Raw genomic sequence first — 21160 nt, forward strand, 5'->3', positions numbered from 1 at the left:
TTGCGGCTTGATAGAAGGCGGGGATTTAAACCCCTACATTTTGTTAATAATAGAAAAACCTCGACGTGTAGGTTTAATATTTGCTAACTCCACTTTAAAACTTACTTTGTCGCTCATTTCTCCACTTCTAGCTTCCAAAGTCCATTTACCAGGACGCAAATTCCAAAATAAAGAATTAGTTGCATTTGTATCTAAGTTTTCACCATTTAACCACCACTCCACAGGTGCAGATTTATTTCCTGCTAGTTTGAATTCTAGTTTTTGCTTCGCCTCTTCACCTGGATACAGTAGAAATAAATCGCCATGATGTGGAGATAAAATTCTCAAATTAGTAGAAGTAAAATTCGATTGCTGTTGTTTTGCCAACCATTCGTTATACTCTGATGGTAAATTGAATTGATTTTCACGTTCGTAATTACTTTTATCTTCAGGATAGAAATATTCCTGCACCACTGATGTACAATCTGGTGTTGGTCGTAATCCTGAAATTGCACAAACAGGTAATTGCACTAAACCTTTTGGAGGCGGAAAACCTGCTGGTTCTTGATTTTCGTGCAGATGTAACATAATCCGATTCCACAGGGGTGCTGCACCTGTCACACCTGAAACTTGTCGCATTGGTTCACCGTTGAAATTGCCTACCCAAGTAGCGACGGTGTAATCTGTAGTGAAACCAACAGTCCAAGTATCGCGAAAATTGGAAGAAGTGCCAGTTTTAACAGCAGCAGGGAAAGGTAAATTTAACACAGAGTCTACACCAAAAGCTGTTGCACGAGCATAGCTGTCACTGAGCATATTCGTGATTAATTGCCATATTGTCGGCGAATTTTGGATTTTAGATTTTGGATTTTGGATTGGGGAATTGGAAAATGTGCTTACTAGCGGTGTAGCTTCTCCAAGTCGTGCCATAGTAACGTAAGCTCTAGCTAATTCCCATAAACTGACTTCGCCACTACCGAGAGTTAACCCTAAACCGTAATGTTCTGGGGTTTGATTAAGGTGTTCAAAGCCCAGTTGATGCAATCGTTCTAAGAAAGTTTCTACGCCTACTTTTTCTAACACGCGCACTGCGGGAACATTCAGAGAATTTGCTAAAGCGATTCTCACCCGCACAGGGCCAAGAAAACTTTCGGTGTAATCGGTTGGGCTATAAAGTTTCGCGCCGGGAATTGCATAATGGGCGGGTACATCTGCCAAAATGGTATTTGGGCGAATTAAACCTTTTTCTAAAGCTAATTCATAGACAAAAGGTTTGAGGGTAGAACCTGGTTGACGTAGGGCTTGCACTCCATCATTGCGTCCCAGTTTGGCTTCATTAAAGTAATCAGGTGAACCGACATAAGCCAAAACTTCACCAGTGCGGTTGTCAATCACCAACGCGGCTGCATCATGGACATTGTTAGCGGCTAGGGAAGAAATTACCTGCTGCACCTGTGCTTCGACAAACTGCTGTAAAGGGCGATTTATAGTCGTGCGAATCACGGATTGCTCCCCCCTAACCCCCCTTAAAAAGGGGGGAGTTAAGCCTTTATTTTCAAGGGGGGTTGGGGGGATTTGATTTGCTAACCAAAATAAAAAGTGTGGTGCGGCGATAATTCCTCGTTGGCTAGACTGAAATACAACCTTTTCGGTGGATGTTCGATCTGCGATCGCACCACTAATATGTTTTTCTAGTACCATCCGATTAAGGACGTATTTTTGCCGCTGCTTTAACCGTTCCCAATGTTCATAAGGGTTAAAGTATGTGGGATTATTGGGAATAGCAGCCAACAAACTAGCTTGAGCAAGATTCAATTCACTAGCTGGGATGGAAAAATAAGTCTGCGCGGCTGCTTCCACACCATATATATTCCCTCCCATTGGCAGCCGATTGATATATGCAGAGAGAATTTCATCTTTACTCATCCCTGCTACTAACCGCCAAGATAGCCAAATCTCTTGCATTTTACCTGACAGAGTACGCGGCACAGGATTTAACATCCGCGCTAACTGCATAGTAATAGTGGAAGCGCCGGAAACAATTCGTTTCGCGTGGATGGCTTCTTTGCTGGCGCGGATAACAGCTTTCATATCCAACGCCCCGTGATGGTAAAAGCTGCTATCTTCGGCGGCTAAAATGGCATGGATAAACTGGGGCGAAACCTGATTTAGTGGTACTACTGATGTATGCTCTTGGTCACGGGTGAGTAGTGTTCCTAATGGTAAACCATTGCGATCGCTAAATTGCATTGCCAACTGATTTTGGGCAATATCTGCGGCACGAATGGGCGCAAAATAGGGGAGGAGGCGGACAACCAGACAGATTAGCAGCACAGCCAGGATAATTTTACTACTGTGCTTAATTTTGAGTAGCGATCGTGAAATTAGTCTCATCAGGAAATCCAGTGCCCAAAAAAACCTACCTTAATCTTGACGCAACTATTACATCTACATCAGGTAATATGTCAAATACTTAATAATTTATTTGTCATAAATTAGCAGAATTAAATCAATGTTTGCGAAAATTAAATATTTCTTTATGGTTAAGAATTGTAGTCATTTTTGGAACAATTACAGTAGATTAGTTATCTATGTAAATAAACATATATTACATTCAAGGTGGGGTATAAATAACTAGTTATCTTGCGTCCTTTATTAGTCTTGGCATTGCCCAGTCATGAAGCAATGCAAATTTTTATTTGCTATCGTTTGTGATTTTTTTATTTTGAATTACTAAAAAGATGATTATCAGAGTTTTGCTGCGTTTCTACCATAAAATAACCTATCGCGTTCTCAGTCTTATTAGCAGCTCGTTAAAAAAAGTTGGACGTTCTTCAAGCCGGAAAAAAACAATCCAGTTTCTTCTCATCTTTACATTTATATTAGGGATGGCAGGGTGTAATTTTTTTGGTATCAACTCCAGTAAAGAACAACTACCAGCAGTTTCCTCGCTTACACCACCAAAATTACCAGATTGGATTGAACAAATAAGTCCCATTGGGGATGCCAAACCTCTCAACCAAATCCGTATCCGTTTTAAAGAAGCTTTAATCCCAGTTGAAAGTCTTGATAGCCCCGAACAGCAGAAAATATTAGAAAAATTTGCCCTTTGGCCGCCTTTACCCGGTCAATTTCGCTTTTTAACACCGCGCATGGTGGGTTTTCAAGCTGATAAAGCATTGCCAATTGCGACAAGATTTCAAGTCACTCTCAAAGCAGGTTTAGCCGATTTAAAAAATCATCGCCTAGACAAAGATTTGCCTTGGACTTTCAATACCGAATCTATCAACCTGACTAATTTACCAGGCGTTAATCCCATTGAAAAGGCTGATATTGAACCAATTGATTTAAAACAAAAGTTACAGTTTACTTCCAATGTCGAATTGGATTTAGGTTCTGTACAAGAACATTTAAAGTTAATTCCTGAAGGAAAAGACAAGGGTGTAGGCTTCAAAGTCGAATTAAACAAAGAAGAAAAACCATTAGAAAATCAAGAACCTTTAGAAAAATTTGACCCTTCAGCACGCAATTGGATTTATAACCTCGTCCCACAACAAAATCTGGAAAAAGCAACCAGTTATCGCCTGGTATTTTCTCCTGGAATACGTCCTGCTTATGGTAATTTATCGACAGAGAAAGAATTTGTCAGTAAGTTAGCAACTTATTCGCCTTTAGCATTTCAGAAAATTAACTTTTACGGACAGCCAGATTCGGGAGGAACATTTGGACGATTTATTAAAGGCAGTCCACAGCTAGAATTTAATAATATCTTGTTGGCAGATTCAGCTAAAGAAAATATTACTATTAATCCAGCACCAAAAGATATTTCGAGAATTCTGCAAGTTAATGATGAGGATAAAATTGTTGGCATCAATCCTTATGCGCTAGAACCTGCCAAGACTTATACAATTACTATTGGCGGAAATCTCAAAGATAAGTTTGGACAAACTTTAGGTAAACCTCTAACACTGAAATATGATACTGGAGATTTAGCTGGGGATATCTGGGTACCATCAGATTTGAATATTTTCCCCACAGGTAAAGATTTACAGTTAAATATTAGTACGGGAAATCTACCAGAGTCAAAATACAAAGCAGCTTATCGAGTAGTTCAACCGACAGATTTAGTTTATTTTAATTATAGTAACGATTTCTTACCACAACCTTCTGAATGGCAAAGCTTTAACGTATCAGGTAAGAAAAATCAATTAGTTGATATTGCTGTTCCTCTCCGGGAAAAAATAAGTGCGGCTACGGGAATGTTAGCTTATGGAGTGCAAGCCCGCACTAATAAATACCAGGAGAATGGCAAGGAACTGTGGCGAGAACCTACGACTTATGGAATGGTTGAATTGACGAATTTGGGCGTATTTACTCAGTGGTTTCCTGAGTCTGGGTTAATTCGCGTCAATCATCTTACAGATGGTTCACCAGTTAAAAATAGCGCTATTGAAATTTATCAATCAAAATTACAAGCAAAATCTCGCCCAGAACCAGCACCTTGTGCAACGGGTAAAACTGATGAAAATGGAATTTTTAGAGTTGTTGGTGAAGGATTACAGCAATGTTATTCTGGGAATGAAAGCTCTAGTAAATCACCACAATTATTAGTAATTGCTCGTGAAAATCAAGATTGGGCATTTGCTAGAACAGAAGAATACAGTGGCGTTTATGGATATGGTATTGATGCGGGTTGGCAAAATAGTAAGCCCGAATCACGCGGGGTAATTTTCTCAGATAGACAGTTATATCAACCAGGCGAAAAAGCTTGGTTAACTGGTTTTACTGACTACTTACAAAATGGGGCGATTCAGCAAGATAAAAATGCTGTTTACCAATTAACCTTGGTAAATCCTGATGGACAAAAGACCAATCTAGGTATGCAAACTACAAATGAATTTGGCACATTTTCTCTGGAACTGCCAATCAAGACTACTGAGCGCTTAGGCTACCATACCATCCAGGCGAAGGGGAAGAATGGACAAGAAATTTCTGGAGAATTTCGGGTAGCTGAGTTTAAGCCACCTAACTTTAAAGTCGAACTCAACTTAGATAAAGAATTTGCTTTTATTGACGAGAAAGTTGATATTAATGCTACAAGCAATTATTTGTTTGGCCCACCTGTAGAAGGTGGTGAAGCAAAATATTTTATCACTCGCCAACAGACTAATTTTATTCCTAAAGGTTGGGAAGAATTTACTTTTGGTAGGCAATGGTTATGGCCAGAAGAAACCCCTACTATATCTAGTGATGTATTGCAAAATAATGCCCAGCTAGATGCTAATGGTAAAAGTAGTCAAACTGTAAATGTGGCTAATGATTTACCATATCCGATGACTTACCGGGTAGATGTGGAAGTTGCAGATGTTTCTAATTTATCTGTAGCGAATTCCAAAACTTTTACCGCTTTACCGAGTAATCGCCTTATCGGGTTAAAAAGCAATTTTATCGCGGATGCTGGTAAGGCTTTTTCCACTGAAGTGATAGTTACTGACCCGACAGGAAAACCGATAACAGGTCAACGGGTGCGGCTAGAATTACAACAGATAAAATACAGCAGCGTCACGCAGTTGGTAGAAGGTAGCCGGACAGCAAAAAATCAAATTGAATATAAAACAGTGGGACAAGCAGAAATTACGTCTGCTAGTAATCCGCAATCGGTAAACTTAACAGCACCGGAATCTGGTTCGTATCGGATTAGAGTTAATTTTAGCGATGCCAAAGGCGAATTAAGTGCCACAGATTTACAAATTTGGGCAACTGGAGAAAATTCAGTATTTTGGGGTTCTAGAGAAGAAGATGTCTTAGAAGTTAAATTAGATAAAAAAGAGTTTAAACCTGGTGAAACCGCTACTGCACTAATTCAATCTCCCTATCCAGATGCAGAATTGTACTTTGCTGTGATAAAAGATAAACCCCTTTATCAGCAGATTATCAAAGTTCAGGGAGGCGCACCACAAATTCAGTTTCAAGTTACGCCAGAAATGCTGCCTAATGCAGCTATTGAAGCTGTGTTAGTAAGACAAGGTAAACCTATCAATCAAGTGGAAGCGGGAAGTTTAGATAACTTGGTGAAGATTGGTTTTACACCTTTTAAAGTTAACTTAGAAGATAAGTATTTAAAACTGCAAGTTAAGCCAGTGCAAGCATCATTAGAACCTGGTGCAGAAGAAACAGTACAACTAGAACTGAAGGACAATCAAGGAAACCCCACCAAAGGACAGTTCACAGTCATGGTGGTAAATGAGGCGGTGTTACAACTTTCTGGTTATCGTCCGCCAGATTTGGTAGATACAGTTTATGCAGAACAGCCAATATCTACCCGCTTTAGCGATAATCGACCCGATGTCATATTACAAGCGCAAGATGTAGCTAAACCCAAAGGTTGGGGTTATGGCGGTGGTTTCTCAACTGGTGCAGCAAATACTCGCACTCGCACCGATTTTAAAGCCTTAGCTTACTACAACGGTTCTGTCCTCACCGATGCAAATGGTAATGCACAGATAACCTTTAAACTCCCGGATGACTTAACTACATGGCGAGTGATGGCTGTGGCCACTGATGGAAATCTGCGTTTCGGGAATGGGGAAGCGACGTTTATCAGCACCAAGCCACTGCTAACTAATGCCATCTTGCCACAATTTGCCCGTCCAGGCGATCGCATTCTCGCTGGTTTATCCGTAACTAACAACACCGGGAATACAGGAAATCTCTCAATAAATGGCGAACTTAGCGGTACTGTGAAGTTTGCTGATAAAAACCCCACAACTACTGCTTTGCAAACCAAAGCTGAATCTGCAACTCAGGCTTATCGCTTTCCCATGCTGGCGGATAGTGTGGGAGTTGCTAAAGTTCGCTTCACCACTCAGCTAAATGGTACAGCCGCAGATGCTTTTGAAGTACCTTTGGAAATTAAGCCAATTGAAATTACAGAACAAGTCGTTGAAACTGGTGTCACTGAAAAACAGGTGAAGATTCCCCTGAATATTGATAAAAATACATTCCCCGATGCAGGAGGTTTAGATATTCAGTTGGCGAGTACTTTGATACCGGAGATTCAAGCACCAGCAAAACAAGTTTTAGAAGATGATGATTTGCCTTTCACAGAACCGGCTGCAAGTCAGTTAATAATTGCGGCTAATCTGCAAACTATTGCCCAAAAATATGGTCAAACATTTGCAGAATTTAATCCTAGCCAAAAGGCAAATCAGGCAATTGAAAAATTACAAAAACTCCAAATAGCCGATGGTGGTTTTGCTGCTTTCCCCGGACAAGAAAAATCAGACCCTTGGGTTTCTTCATACACGGCTGAATCTTTGGCTAAAGCCAGTCAGGTGTTCCCTAATTTAGTCGATTCTGCAATGCTGTCTCGCCTGAAAGTTTATCTGCAAAAAGTTCTGGCGAATCCTGGAGAATATGAGTTTTGCAAACAACTACTCTGTAAAAGACAACTGCAACTTAATGCTTTAATTGCCCTAGCAGAAGTGGGTGAAAAACGCAATACTTTTCTTGCAGATATTTATGAACAGCGCAATAACTTTGATGTAGTAACTCAAATTAAACTAGCGCGATACTTATCTCAATTCCCAGAATGGCAAGACGAATCTCAACAATTAGTGAACAAGCTGCAACAGAATATCTATGAAACTGGTCGCACAGCAGTTGTGAGTTTACCCAGCAGTTGGGGATGGATGAGTTCATCTACCACGGCGCAAGCACAAGCTTTACGATTATTTATTGTCAAGCAGAGTAAACCCGAAGTTATCAATAAGTTATTCCAAAGTCTTCTTGCATTACGACGGAATGGCACATGGCAAACTAACTATAATAATGCCCAAGTATTAACAGCTTTGGTAGAATATAGTCAACTGCAACCCACACCACCTAATTTTGTTGCCACAGTGCAATTAGCTGGTAATAAGTTAGGAGAAAATAAGTTTAATGGCTACAAAAATCCTAGCTTACAACTAATTGTGCCGATGAATCTATTACCTCGCGGGCGTCAAGATTTAACGCTGCAAAAATCAGGTAATGGCACTTTGCACTATCTAGTTGCTTATAATTATCGCTTGCAGGGAAATCAACCAGGCAGATTTAATGGTTTACGCGTAACACGAGAAATTAGCAAATTAAATGAAGAGAAAGTTCTACAAAAAACAGGTCTTTACGCTTTTGATAAACCTTTAAATTTAGCCTCTGGACAAGTGTTTGATATTGGTTTAGAAATTATCGCCGATCATCCTGTGGATCATATAGTAATTAAAGATCCGTTACCATCAGGCTTTGAGGCGGTGGATGCGAGTTTTCAAACTACTACAGCTGCATTACAAGCAAAAGCCGATAGCTGGGAACTTGGTTTTAGAAATATCTACCGCGATCGCATTATCGCCTACGCCGACCACCTCGAACCAGGAGTTTATAGCTTGCACTACTTAGTCCGTTCTGTAACACCTGGGACATTCTCTTGGCCTGGTGCTCAAGTTCACCTGCAATATGCACCAGAAGAATTTGGGCGTACTGCTGAGTCTACATTAATATTGGAGGATGGGAAGTAATATTTGTGCCATCTTTGGCTACAACAAATCCAAGTATATTTTCTTGGACTGGTGCGGAAATTCGCCTGCTATAGGACTCCTATTTGATTTTTGAAAAAATTCAGTACAACTTGAAGAGGCTTGTTTCCTATTGCCTATTGCCTCTTGCCTCTTGCCTACCTACGCAAATAATTTCAGAAATCAAAGCGTATTCCTATATATGCATCAGAAGGATTTGGGCGTTAAATTTAGCAGACCTTTAGTTTTTATTGTGGAAAAAGGCTAGAAAATGTTAGATGCCAAATCAGTTCTATAAGAAAAACAAAATCAGTCAGCAGCAGCATAATCAGGCAATGCGTTGAGTTCTAAATTAACAGCACTGAGATAACTTTGGTCGTTTAAAACTTGTGATGGTAATTTATCTGCATTAACAGCAGCCTTAACCACATCTTTCGCAATAATATTTCTGTTCAAAGTTTTAAATACTAGCTCTCCGCCGCTAGGAATGCCGTGCTGTTGCAGACCTCCTTGATAAGCAAAAGTAACTAGGTTGAAAGGCTGGAGGTAACTAACAGCAGTAGAGTTACTGGATAAATTGTTAGAGTTAATAACTATTGTTTCACTGGTGTTTGTAGTAGCTGTTTGAGCGCTTGCGATTCCAGGTACAAGAGTAATAGAAGCGAAAATAAGTGCAGAATTTATTAAGGTAGCAAGTTTCATAAGTTATTCTTAGGTAAAATGCGATCGGTGTTCCTTAGTAATAGATTCCTCTTTATTATTAATCTCAGCTTCCTTCAGTCAGGTCACCTGATCGGTTGATATATGACTCACCCAAAAGGGTGAACTAGTACCGCAAGGCGGAATTAAAAATTAAAAATTAAAAATGAATACAGCATAAGGGTTTCGTTGATTTGGAATGATTGGTTTATTTCCGCCGTGTTGTACTAGTGAGCGTTGTCATTTGTCATTGGTGCTAATGACTAATGATTCGAAAAGCTGTGAGATGAGTTAATGTCCTGCGATCGCTCAAAGTCAGTTTGAATGAAGGTCTGTTCTGACATATTCTTTACTCAGTGTTTTAGCAAGCTTGACAGCTAAATGCTTTTATAGTATATTTGTACTACAAGAGCACGTAAGTGTTGCATAAAACTTTAACACTCCCGACTATGCCAACAGGAGAGCATATAAATGAAGCTATCTAAGGTAGACTTGAGCAGTTTAGTTGCGATCGCTCACTCTGACGGATATTTGCAGTTGTTGCTCGACCGAGGCAATGAACTAGAGTTTTTGGAAATTCCGGCGCCAATAGAAGCTTATGAAGGATTGCAAGAACTTAACGAAGCAATTGCTGAAACGCCTGCATTGCCATTTGAGGAAGAACCAATTGTCATGCTACCAGTTGTCTCATCAATGGCTATGGCTGTAGGCTACGATCGCAACGAACAGATTTTGCAAGTTGAGTTTCAAAGCGGGGCTGTTTATCAATACTTAGGCATAGACGAGGATACTTGGGAAGATTTACATTCCTCTAACTCAATTGGCAGCTTTTTTAATCAAGAGATTAAAGGTAGATATGACTGCGATCGGCTAGATGGTGCAGATTAATGACTAATAACTGCATTTAGGGTTTTCAATAATTCTTGCGTTGTATAAGGTTTAGGTAAAAAGGCGGTATATTCGGCTGTTTTCTCGATTGGTACTTGCTCACTTGTTACCAGTCCACTAACAGCAATAATCGGCAATAGCGGATTGATACTTTGCAATGTGCGAATGGTAGTTGCTCCATCCATTTTGGACATCATCATATCAATAATTGCAGCACTAATTTTCTCTTTATATTGGACATAAATTGCTAATGCTTCCATCCCATCACTAGCAGTAATTGCAGTGTAATTATAGTTTTCTAAGGATGTTTTAGTAATCTCCTGAATGGCAGCTTCATCATCTACAACTAAAATGCATTCTCCAGAACCAATCGGTATTTCTATGTCTTCTAACGACTGCATTGGAGCTTGATTAACTGCTGGCAAGTACACCTTAAATTCTGTTCCCTTGCCGACATAACTTGATACAGTGATAAAACCACCATGTTCTTTAATAATTGCCATGACTGTTGATAGTCCAAGTCCCGTACCTTTTCCCAACTCTTTTGTTGTAAAAAATGGTTCAAATATTCTATCTAATATTTCTTTGCTAATTCCAAATCCTGTATCAGCAACTTTCACGATAATGTAAGCACCAACTGTAGCTTCTATATGCATACTCGCATAAGTTTCATCAATCCAAATATTCTCGGCAGATATTGTTAAAGTTCCACCTGTAAGCATGGCATCCCGCGCATTGAGACACAAATTAATGAGTACCTGATGCAGTTGGGTACTATCGGCACAAATGGGTAACAATTCCTCCTGAATTTCGGTGTACACTGCAATTGATTTAGGAAATGTTTGTGAGATAATTTGCCGCATTTCTAAAATCAGGTGCTTGACTTGAAGCACGCTATGTTGACGGGTAGCCGTTTGTCCTTGGACATCGCCTTCAATTCCCCTAGCAAATGACAGCACTTGCTTAACCAAATCAGCACCACGTTTGGCATTGCTTTCTATTATTGATAGCATCTGATTAATTTGTTGATCGCGGCTTTTAGCTTTGATCAGATGCACTGACATCAAAATTGGTGACAACAAATTATTTAAATCGTGAGAAATACCACTAGCAAGAGTACCGATACTTTCCATGCGTTGAACATGAAAAAATTGCTTTTCCAGTTGTTTTATCTGGGTAATATCAGTATCAACGACAAGAATTGATTTAGCTTGAAAATGCTCATCCTTGATCAGCGTCCAGCGACTTTCAACAATCAGTTTTTTGCCAGATTTGCTGGTTTTGTGTAACTCACCTTGCCAAAAACCATTTCTTACAACAGTCTGACAAATTTCTAGGTGTTGCGTCAAAGATTCAATAGATAAAAGTTCATCGGACTGCTTACCTATAGCTTCTTCTGGCTTCCAGCCATAAAGTTTTTCAGCACTTTTATTCCATAATAAAATTTTGTTAGACAAATCTTGCACAGCGATCGCATCACTGACAATATCCAGCAATGCTTCCCGTGCCTGATTATACTCCTGTTGCACGCTTGCTAGTTCAACTGAGTTCCGTCGGATTTCTAGTTGTCTAACTACCACACGGCTCAGAGTTTGCAGCGCTTCCACCTGTTGGAGACTGATTTGGTGTGGTACGCGATCAACTATACACAGAGTCCCGATCGCTTCTCCTCCCGGTGCTAACAAAGGTACACCAGCATAAAATCTCACAGCAAACTCAGCAGAAGTAACTAGGAGATTTGTCGCAAATCGTTTATCGGCTAAGGTGTCGGGAATAATCAAAACTTCGCCACTTTCCATACAAATCGAGTCGAACCCGTTATTTCGTGGCATTTCCGGTAAATTCAACCCCACCTTGGCTTTGAACCACTGACGGTTAGCGTCAATTAGATTAATCAAGGCGATCGGTGTGTTACAAATCTGTGCGGCTAAGAATGCTAAATCGTCGAATGCTTCTTCTGGTGGAGTGTCGAGAATGTGGTATCGACGCAAAGCCTCAAGTCTCGCTGATTCATTGTTACACACGAAAGATTTCATGAAATTGTTCCTAACTATTGCTGAGTGACAACTTGTCCTCGTGTTACTAAGAAACGCGTATTTATCGACCTTTTTGTAGGTGGGGATTGCCATCAATATCTTAGAGAATGTTTGAAAAGTCCTCTTTTCGGGATCAAAAATTTTAGATCCCCCTAAATCCCCCGATAAATTGGGGGACTTTGATTTTGGTTCCCCTTTTTTAGGCTACGGTGTACACACAAGTCTGAAATAGCTGATTAACCAAGGTTTTACCCCACCCTAGCCCTCCCCTTGCAAAGGGGAGGGAACAAGATAAGATTTTCCGGTTTCCCCCCTTGCAAAGGGGAGGGAACAAGATAAGATTTTCCGGTTTCCCCCCTTTACAAGGGGGGATTAAGGGGGGTAATTTGACAACCGTAGCTTTTTAAGGGGGTTTAGGGGGGATATAAAGTGCCTAAAATCACAGCGAAACACTTTTCAAACAACCTCTTAAGTGTCCATGACTATCCAATTATTTCAAGACGCGAACAAGCAGATAACTTGACCGCTTTAATTATAATAATATGCATTGAAGAGGATAACAGTGTAATTTGGTTATTTTAAGTAAATTTTAGAAGATTTGCGGCATTATTATTTTCCGCTAACATAAAAAAACATTTTTACTCTGAGAAGAGAATTTTTAAGCCTTGATGAAGAATTCAGGAGTCAGAATTCAGGAGTCAGAATTCAGAAGTCAGAATTCAGGAGTCAGAATTCAGGAGTCAGAATGAATCAGTGCGGGATTACGACCCGCTACTGAATTGTTGCACCACTAAATATGCAGATTTAGTGGGGGTCTTAAACCTCTGGATTCATCCACTATGAAGTTCAAAATTCATACCTGTTTTCTGACTCCTGAGTTCTGAATTCTTCTTATAAAACATAGACCAGTAATGCTCAGTTCAGAGAGAATAGAAAAAGCCCACATAGTATCAATGCAGTTATGACAACTACACTAGCCTCTGCTGTTAAACCAAGATCCGAAGATAGTTTTGCCATTACCTTTGCACCATTATCTCTCGAAGAAATCTACACCAAGTCTGATGATCCAGCCAACGGTGCTGTGGTTGTGATGAGTGGTATGGTTCGCAATCAAACCGATGGAAAACCTGTGGTTGCTTTAGAGTATCAAGCTTACGAACCGATGGCAATGCGGATATTTTATCAAATTGCTGCTGATATTCGTTTATCTACCTCTGATGTGAATCGAGTAGCGATTTATCATCGCGTTGGACGTTTGCGAGTTGGGGAAATCAGCGTTTTAGTAGCAGTGGGTTGTCCTCATCGGAGTGAGGCGTTTGAAGCTTGCCAATATGCTATTGATACGCTCAAACACAATGCACCAATATGGAAGAAAGAACATTGGGAAGATGGTTCTAGCCGTTGGGTGAGTATTGGCGCTTGTGAAACATCAGGAGAAAATTGTTGATTTGAAGAAGAATTCAGAATTCAGAATGGGCTAAACGCCCCGCTATCGCTAACAGGAGTCAGATTGACAAAATCTTGACAACCACAGGTAAAATGCTATACCCTTTTTCCAAATGTGTTGAACTCATCGACACCACTCGCCAGAACCTTGAAAACCGCATAATTTCGTTGAGTGGTGTCGATTATTTACACAGCAAGCTTTCCAGCCTGTGAAGGTGAAGAGTTATTGAGAATTTATTGGGAGTTATTGACATTCAAAAAAGTGGTGTCGATTTGGGTATCTCAAACCCTCTCCCTGTAAGGCTTCCAGAAGTGAACTCTTTACGATCACATCGCCCCGAAAGGGGATGGAAACTGTACAGTAGTGTAGGCATTTCGCTTTTCACAGACTTTACGATCACATCGCCCCGAAAGGGGATGGAAACTTGGGAGCAAACGCCTCCAAGGTTTTAAACCACTGCTTTACGATCACATCGCCCCGAAAGGGGATGGAAACCTCAGAATCACAAAACCAAAAAACCGCTGAATGTAAGCTTTACGATCACATCGCCCCGAAAGGGGATGGAAACACGTTATCTTGTTCTTTTGTCAAATTTTCCTGTGGTCTTTACGATCACATCGCCCCGAAAGGGGATGGAAACCAATCATGTAATAGGCATTAATGCCTGAGTTTGCTTTACGATCACATCGCCCCGAAAGGGGATGGAAACGAGAAAAAGCTCCAAACGAAACTACATAAAAAACTTTACGATCGCATCGCCCCGAAAGGGGATGGAAACTGTTAGTAGGTGCAACGACATTCGTAACAGCTGTAGGTTGCCTTTACGATCGCATAGCCCCGAAAGGGGATGGAAACGTATAGGTGGCTCCAGCAGAAAAAACATCGTCTCCAACTTTACGATCGCATCGCCCCGAAAGGGGATGAAAACGCGATGGCTACAGCATTACTGCTCGCACTTTTGGCTTTACGATCGCATCGCCCCGAAAGGGGATGGAAACGGATTCAAAGTATTGTAGTTCTTTGAATTTAAATGATTACTTTACGATCGCATCGCCCCGAAAGGGGATGGAAACCATTCTCTGACGTGCGGTAGGTCTTTGTTTTTTTCTATGCAACTTTCCGATCGCACTACCCCGCAAGGGGATAAAAACAAAAACTCACCATGCGATCGCACCAACGTAGCCATCAACCACTTAAAACGGCAGTAGATAAGCTAAGGTAAAATTTATGGCTATGGTAATGTAAAATAATTATCTGGATGATGTCTGGTTAATATCCATAACCAAAACAAAATCTAAATTACTAAAGCTGAGATTTGGGAAACTCCGGTGAAATTCCGGGACTGTGCCGCAGCTGTGATGGGATCACCCAAGTCAGAATGCCAACTCTCAGGATGTCCTCAAGACACACTCACCGTCTACTCCCTGCGTTGCACGGGGAAGGAGTTCTAAATTTGCTTTCTGGATTTGCCACTTGTCCTGGCCTGTTTTATCCTACTCCCGCCGCAGATGGTATATTATCTCGCATAAGAATACCGGGTGGAATTATTAGTAGTCAGCAGTGCCGTGCGATCGCAGATATAGCAGAACAACACGGTGGCGGCTATATAGATGTGACTAATCGAGCTAATCTGCAAGTCCGTGAAATCCGCACCGGGATAAATGCTGAGGTTCTGAAGTACCTACAAGATATGGGATTGGGTTCTGGCAATACTGTTGTAGACCAAATCCGCAATATTATGACCAGTCCAACTGCTGGTATCGATCCCCAAGAATTAATCGACACTCGCCCTTTTGTCCAAAGTTGGGATGATTATATTGCTGCACATCCGGCGCTTTCGGGACTGTCGGCAAAGTTTAGCGTTTGCTTTGATGGTGGTGGGATAATTCGGGTGTGCGATCGCTTGAATGATATCGCCTTTGTTGCTGTCTTAGTTGACGATAATGTTTACTTTCGTCTCTATCTCAGTGTCGGCGAGAAGGGTCAACCGCCCAGCGATACGGGAATTTTGTTACCACCAGAGGAATGTTTGCCAGTCTTGGCAGCTTTGGCGGATGTGTATCTAGCTCATAGTAATACTACAAGTAAGCGGCGTCTACGTCTGAGAGAGTTACTCAATACTTTGGGTTGTGAAAATTATCTCCAGGAAGTTGAACAGTGTTTACCTTTCCCGCTTTTCTGTAGTGAAATAAGAAAAGACCTAACCCCCCAACCGGGGGAGAAATTCTCCCCTCTCCTTGTAGGAGCTACGGTGTACACACAAGTTATCGAATCACTACAAGTTCTCAAATTACCCCACCCTAACCCTCCCCTTGGAAAGGGGAGGGAACTAGATTTTCTTGTTTCCCCCCTTTCCAAGGGGGGATTAAGGGGGGTAAAACCCGGATCTCAAAGTAACTCCGATTCGTGTGTACACGGTAGCCTTGTAGGAGAGGGGTTGGGGAAGAGGTCAAATGCGAAATATCAGCATATTGGTATCCATCCCCAACGTCAGCAAGGCTTATTTTACATTGGTGTTGTCTTGCCCCTTGGGCGATTGGAGAGTAGACAGATGGGGGGTTTAGCGGATTTAGCAGCAAAATATGGCAGTGGAACTCTCAGGCTAACCCCTTGGCAAAATTTGCTTCTTACAGATATTCCTCAGCAATGGGTGGCTGATGTCCAAAGCGAAATTGCTTTCTTAGGATTAGATTCCTCTGTAACCAACATCCAGAGTGCATTAGTTGCTTGTTCTGGTAAAAAAGGTTGCGCCTCTTCGGCTACGGATACCAAAAGTCATGCGTTGGCATTAGCGGAGTATCTTAAAACTCGCGTTCCTCTCGATTGTCCAGTTAATATCCACTTCACTGGCTGCGAAAAATCCTGTGCCCAGCATAGCAAGAGTGATATTACTCTCCTCGGCGTCAGCATTGAAGTTGACAATGAAACCGTAGAGGGCTATCACGTTTATGTTGGTGACAGCAAACATAAATTCGGACGTGAACTATATCAATATGTAACTTTTGCCGAACTACCTGCATTGATAGAGCGGATGCTATATGTATATAAAATTCAACGCTTAAATTCTGATGAGTCTTTTGGAGAATTTGCTAATCGATATGCACTGACACAATTACAGCAATTATTTAACAAAACAGAATTCTTCTTCAATTTAGAGAAGTTGGCAATCTAAGCCTTTCGCTTTTTATACGTCAATCCAAAATCCAAAATTTAAAATCCAAAATTTAATGCCCGACTATATTCGAGATGCCAACGAAATTTACCGTAATTCCTTTGCAATCATCCGGTCAGAAGCGAACCTAGATGTGTTGCCACCAGATGTAGCAAAAGTTGCTGTACGTCTCATCCATGCCTGTGGAATGACGGATATTGTCACTGACTTGGGATATTCACCAACAGCAGTACAATCCGCAAGGGCAGCACTAGCAAATGGAGCGCCAATTCTGTGCGATTGCCGGATGGTTGCCGATGGCGTTACCAGGCGGCGGTTGTCTGCAAACAATCAAGTTATCTGTACCCTCAACGAGCCAGAAGTGCCAGAACTTGCCCAGCGTATGGGTACTACAAGGTCGGCAGCAGCTCTAGAATTATGGCGATCGCACCTGGAAGGATCAGTAATCGCAATTGGTAATGCGCCCACAGCACTTTTCCGACTATTAGAAATGCTTGATGCAGGAGCGGCAAAACCTGCGATTATCTTAGGCTTTCCAGTGGGGTTTGTCGGTGCAGCAGAATCAAAAGCCGCACTGGCAGCAGATAGCAGAAATGTACCATTTTTAACCTTACACGGTCGGCGCGGTGGAAGTGCGATCGCGGCAGCAGCAGTTAACGCCCTGGCAACGGAGGAAGAATGAATATACAACCCAAAGGTCGTCTCTATGGAATTGGTGTCGGCCCAGGCGATCCAGAACTATTAACTTTGAAGGCACTGCGGTTATTACGTGCGGCTCCTGTGGTAGCTTATCAATCAGCCACAGATAAAGAAAGTATTGCCAGAGCGATCGTGGCGCAATATCTTCCTGGCAATCAAATCGAGGTGCTATTTCATCTCCCCCGCGCTTTGGAACCAGAAAAAGCAAAGTCTATTTATGACAAAGAAATTGAACCAATCGCCGACCATTTAGCGGCAGGTCGAGATGTCGTAGTGCTATGTGAGGGCGATCCATTTTTCTATGGTTCCTTCATGTACCTGTTCACGCGGTTATGTGACCAGTACGAAACAGAAGTTGTCCCCGGAGTTTCCTCGCTGATGGCTTGTCCGGTAGCCTTGGGTGTACCTTTCACTTACTACAGCGATATTCTCACCGTCTTACCCGCCCCATTGCCAGCAGAAGAACTGACTACACATCTGCTAATGACCGACGCAGCGGCAATTATGAAGCTAGGTCGCCACTTTACCAAAGTACGAGATATCCTGCATAAATTAGGGCTAGCATCACGAGCAAGATATATTGAGCGGGCATCAACATCACAGCAACGAATCATACCCCTGGATGAAGTTAATCCAGATGAAGTACCCTATTTCTCAATGATTGTGATTCCTACCAAGAATCGACTATAGTCCTCAATACAGTTCAGATAAGACCAAAACACTTGTAGAGACGGCGATTTACCGCGTCTCGAAAACCCAAAATTTTTGCCAACCGCCCTTAACCCAAGCCTATTGCTATAGTCCCTTGTTGAATAATCCAAAATCCAAAATCCAAAATCCAAAATAGAATAACCTCCTGGCAGATTGAACCAGGAGAGTTGAAAAAAAATGGATTCATCTTTACAAACGTTGTAGCAGGCTCAAGCCGTGGGTATCAGTACCACAGGTATTGAAAAGAAAGTATTCATCAGCTAACTTTTGCACTTGTTCTGATTCCACTATGCTGGGTTGCCAGGGACTAGGGTTATTGTAGGCGTAGAAACTTTCCACGCCATCGATCCCCTTATCGGCCGCAGCTGGAATTAAGTCAAAATGCGATCGCTTGTAACGGGCTGGATGAGCCAGAACTGCCAACCCCCCGGCTTCATGAATAGCGGCAATCACGTTACTTGCCTGATATTCTTGGCCTGTAGTCGCCCTTCTTTGCAGATAGGGTTTCATACTAGGGTGTTCTGTCCCGAAAGCGTAAGCCAAAATATGAACTTCTATATCCAAAAGGTTGGCATTGATTTCCACGCCACTCCACAGATGAGGAGTGCTTTCACCAGGATTATTCCACTTCCAGTCTTCTAACCAAGCAAGTGCAGCTTGATAGCCGATAATACCATGATGATCGGTGATGGCTAACCCTTTTAGACCAATAGCGATCGCTTGTTCCATCAATCCACTCGGCTGCAACCTCCCATCCGAGTAGACAGTGTGCATGTGAAAGTTGAATAACCTTGGACAACTGTGTGCATCAATGTTATGGAATATTTGCTTCAAAAGTTCTGTGGAAGCAGTAGTCCGGGCCAAATTTACAGCCATAACCCCCTCTGAATAAAATATATAAATTCTCAACACACTAAAACGCCACATCTACAGATGAGAAATATCCAGCACTAAAAATTTAGTGTCGGCTGCTACTTTCTCAGCTTTTTCAGCAAATTTTTCAATATGTTAAGACTACGTTAGCAAATCTTAACCTCAGTGGTCATGGGTGTTTTGGACTACTTTAACTTTAAGTAGTAATAAATAATGCATCCAAAATTTCATAAGTATGCCTATAGCATCTCTCTAGCATCTGTGGTAAATGTCTTAGATACTAGAGTCTTGGTAGAGTTTTGATCTCTAACAAGCCTAAAATGCAATCCTATGTTGTGTGTAAAAATGTTATTGATAACAGTGATTACACTGCTTTTATTTAACCAGTAATGACTTTAGCGTAGGCGTAGCCCGCCGTAGGAGGCAGGAGGCAGAAGGTAGAAGGTAGAAAGAAGAAAACTTTATTTAGTTCTGGGTCATTGCCCAGTCAAAAAAAAGAATTGGATCGAGACGCGTAGCCCGATATACAAAGCGTCCTTGCTACAATCCCATGTTTTATAAACATGGGTTCCTCTTGCCTACTGCCCCCTGCCTTTCTTTGTAAGTCTACAAAGCTTGGAAAAACTAGCGATGTCTACGACGGGCTATGCCTACGCTTGCGGTTGATTATACCCCTCGCGCAATCCCAAAAGAATCTCCCTTCAAGGTGATTCCAAGAGGTTCTATTACCACCTCGCGGGCAAGAGATGCTTCAACCCTTCCGGCAATCACAGCCGAGAGTTGATGTTCTTTTGCAAGCAAAACGATCCTTTCGGCATCCTGCTCCGACTCTGTATAGAATGCAAATCCTGCACCGTAATTGAACACAGAAAGCATCGTCTCAGCCCCGCCTTCAAGATGACCCTCGACAAACGTAAATATCTCTGGCACTGGGAGCATTGTTTCAATGACGTACCGAAGCGGCTTCACCGACCGCATCAGTTTTTGCCAGCCATGACCAGTAATATTTTCCATCGCCGTGGGACGAATTCCCTCACCAAGTACTGCTTGTACAAGGGGCGTGTAGAGATACGACGCAGCATTCATCGCTTCCCAGAACTCCTTCCCACTTGGAAGTTTTGTTCTATAGCCATCAGGGAGCGATTCGGCGAGCTTTCGCAGTGGGGTAAAGCCGTTCTCATGGGGGCCCGAACTCTCGACGAGAACAATGGTATTTCCGGCATCCAGACGTGAGCTATCAATGGGAGCGACACCAGCCGGCATAACCCCAAAAACCGAGCCGGCGATGTCGAGCCGCCCTGGAATCATCTTAGTTTTTAGTTGAGGAGTTTCCCCAGAGAGATAAACACACCCCACTCGTTTGCACCCCTCAACCACTCCATCCAGAAACCCATCAAGGAAAGCGGGGGTAAAGATCGTTTCAGGAGTACTCGACGGCAGATAAAGACCGAGAAGTATAGTCTGCATACCAGAAGTTGCAGCGTCGTTCGTCAAACACGAGATAATCTTGATCCCAATATTCCACCAGAATCGTCGAAGTTCTTCTTCGGAGAGGTCATCAGGGCGGGTATCGTCTGCGGTGCCCAGACCTTCGGGGACAAGTGTCATAGAAAGTTCTCTAGCCCCCGCCTCCAGAAACGGAGCGAGGTTGAAGCTGAAAGCATTAGCGCTTGCTCCCAGACCCGACGCGGGGACAATGCCGTAATTGCTTGCAAAGCCAAGTGTGCGTTTTGCAGCATCGATGAAGCGTCGTTTTGCGGCATCGAGAGTATCGTAATCGACTTGATCGAGAGCTTGAGCCATCAGGTTGCGTTTTAAGTTAGGAGTTAGGAGTTATAAGTTATACCAATTTAATGTAAAGTTGCACATATCTCGATCCCCCTAAATCCCCCTTAAAAAGGGGGACTTTGATAGATGTTTTTCCAGTTCCCCCCTTTTTAAGGGGGGCTAGGGGGGATCTAATTCTATGCAGCTTCATACAAAATTGGTATTAGGAGTTAAAAGTGAGGAAGATTACGGAAAATCAGTTGTGAAAACTAACAACTCAGTAATTCGTCAACTAGATGTTGCCTCCACAAAGTTCGATATTACCACTGTTGTTGTA

11 protein-coding genes, 1 CRISPR repeat array and 1 riboswitch are annotated in these 21160 nt (G+C 42.1%); of the genes, 6 read left to right on the plus strand and 5 right to left on the minus strand.

Annotated features, from left to right (window positions below):
* Positions 1-33 precede the first annotated feature (33 nt).
* A complete protein-coding gene (pbpC, locus tag RRG12_RS16270; RefSeq protein ID WP_420760005.1) occupies positions 34-2373 on the minus strand; it encodes a penicillin-binding protein 1C in 2340 nt (779 codons plus the stop codon).
* Positions 2374-2867: 494 nt separating this feature from the next.
* On the opposite strand from pbpC, the gene RRG12_RS16275 reads away from it, so the two are divergent.
* The gene (locus tag RRG12_RS16275; RefSeq protein ID WP_420760006.1) at positions 2868-8534 is read left to right on the plus strand and encodes an alpha-2-macroglobulin family protein; all 5667 of its coding nucleotides are present in this window, start codon (positions 2868-2870) and stop codon (positions 8532-8534) included.
* A 306-nt stretch (positions 8535-8840) separates the two neighbouring features.
* Here RRG12_RS16275 and RRG12_RS16280 read toward each other — a convergent pair whose 3' ends face one another.
* The gene (locus RRG12_RS16280) at positions 8841-9233 is read right to left on the minus strand and encodes a hypothetical protein (protein ID WP_420760007.1); all 393 of its coding nucleotides are present in this window, start codon (positions 9231-9233) and stop codon (positions 8841-8843) included.
* A 468-nt stretch (positions 9234-9701) separates the two neighbouring features.
* On the opposite strand from RRG12_RS16280, the gene RRG12_RS16285 reads away from it, so the two are divergent.
* Entirely contained in the window at positions 9702-10118 is a 417-nt protein-coding gene (locus tag RRG12_RS16285; RefSeq protein WP_069069581.1) for a KTSC domain-containing protein, read from the plus strand.
* Here the strand turns inward: RRG12_RS16285 and RRG12_RS16290 are convergent.
* Positions 10115-12154 (minus strand): ATP-binding protein, encoded by a 2040-nt coding sequence (locus RRG12_RS16290; protein WP_420760008.1) that lies wholly within the window; start codon positions 12152-12154, stop codon positions 10115-10117. The genes RRG12_RS16285 and RRG12_RS16290 overlap by 4 nt on opposite strands.
* Positions 12155-13115: 961 nt before the next feature.
* Here RRG12_RS16290 and RRG12_RS16295 point away from each other — a divergent pair.
* The 4 genes from RRG12_RS16295 (at position 13116) to RRG12_RS16310 (ending at position 18162) form a co-directional block, all read left to right on the plus strand.
* Positions 13116-13601: a molybdenum cofactor biosynthesis protein MoaE gene (locus RRG12_RS16295; RefSeq protein WP_069069579.1), complete on the plus strand. Its 486-nt coding sequence runs from the start codon at positions 13116-13118 to the stop codon at positions 13599-13601.
* A 318-nt stretch (positions 13602-13919) separates the two neighbouring features.
* A CRISPR array of direct repeats spans positions 13920-14674; the repeat unit is 36 nt; unit sequence CTTTACGATCACATCGCCCCGAAAGGGGATGGAAAC.
* Between the two features lie 215 nt (positions 14675-14889).
* A riboswitch (cobalamin riboswitch) is annotated at positions 14890-15006 on the plus strand.
* Complete coding sequence (gene cobG / locus RRG12_RS16300; protein WP_420760009.1) at positions 14980-16773, plus strand: precorrin-3B synthase; 1794 nt, start codon at positions 14980-14982, stop codon at positions 16771-16773. (Overlaps the previous riboswitch by 27 nt.)
* Positions 16774-16828: 55 nt before the next feature.
* Positions 16829-17455 (plus strand): precorrin-8X methylmutase, encoded by a 627-nt coding sequence (locus RRG12_RS16305; protein ID WP_420760010.1) that lies wholly within the window; start codon positions 16829-16831, stop codon positions 17453-17455.
* A 2-nt stretch (positions 17456-17457) separates the two neighbouring features.
* Positions 17458-18162: a precorrin-2 C(20)-methyltransferase gene (locus tag RRG12_RS16310; protein WP_420760014.1), complete on the plus strand. Its 705-nt coding sequence runs from the start codon at positions 17458-17460 to the stop codon at positions 18160-18162.
* A gap of 210 nt (positions 18163-18372) precedes the next feature.
* Here the strand turns inward: RRG12_RS16310 and RRG12_RS16315 are convergent, their stop codons facing one another.
* Both RRG12_RS16315 and RRG12_RS16320 read right to left on the minus strand, forming a co-directional pair.
* Positions 18373-19059 (minus strand): PHP domain-containing protein, encoded by a 687-nt coding sequence (locus tag RRG12_RS16315; protein WP_069070574.1) that lies wholly within the window; start codon positions 19057-19059, stop codon positions 18373-18375.
* Between the two features lie 663 nt (positions 19060-19722).
* Positions 19723-20859 (minus strand): AIR synthase related protein, encoded by a 1137-nt coding sequence (locus RRG12_RS16320; RefSeq protein WP_420760011.1) that lies wholly within the window; start codon positions 20857-20859, stop codon positions 19723-19725.
* Between the last annotated feature and the right edge of the window lie 301 nt (positions 20860-21160).

It is taken from the genome of Nostoc sp. CALU 546 (assembly GCF_048836525.1).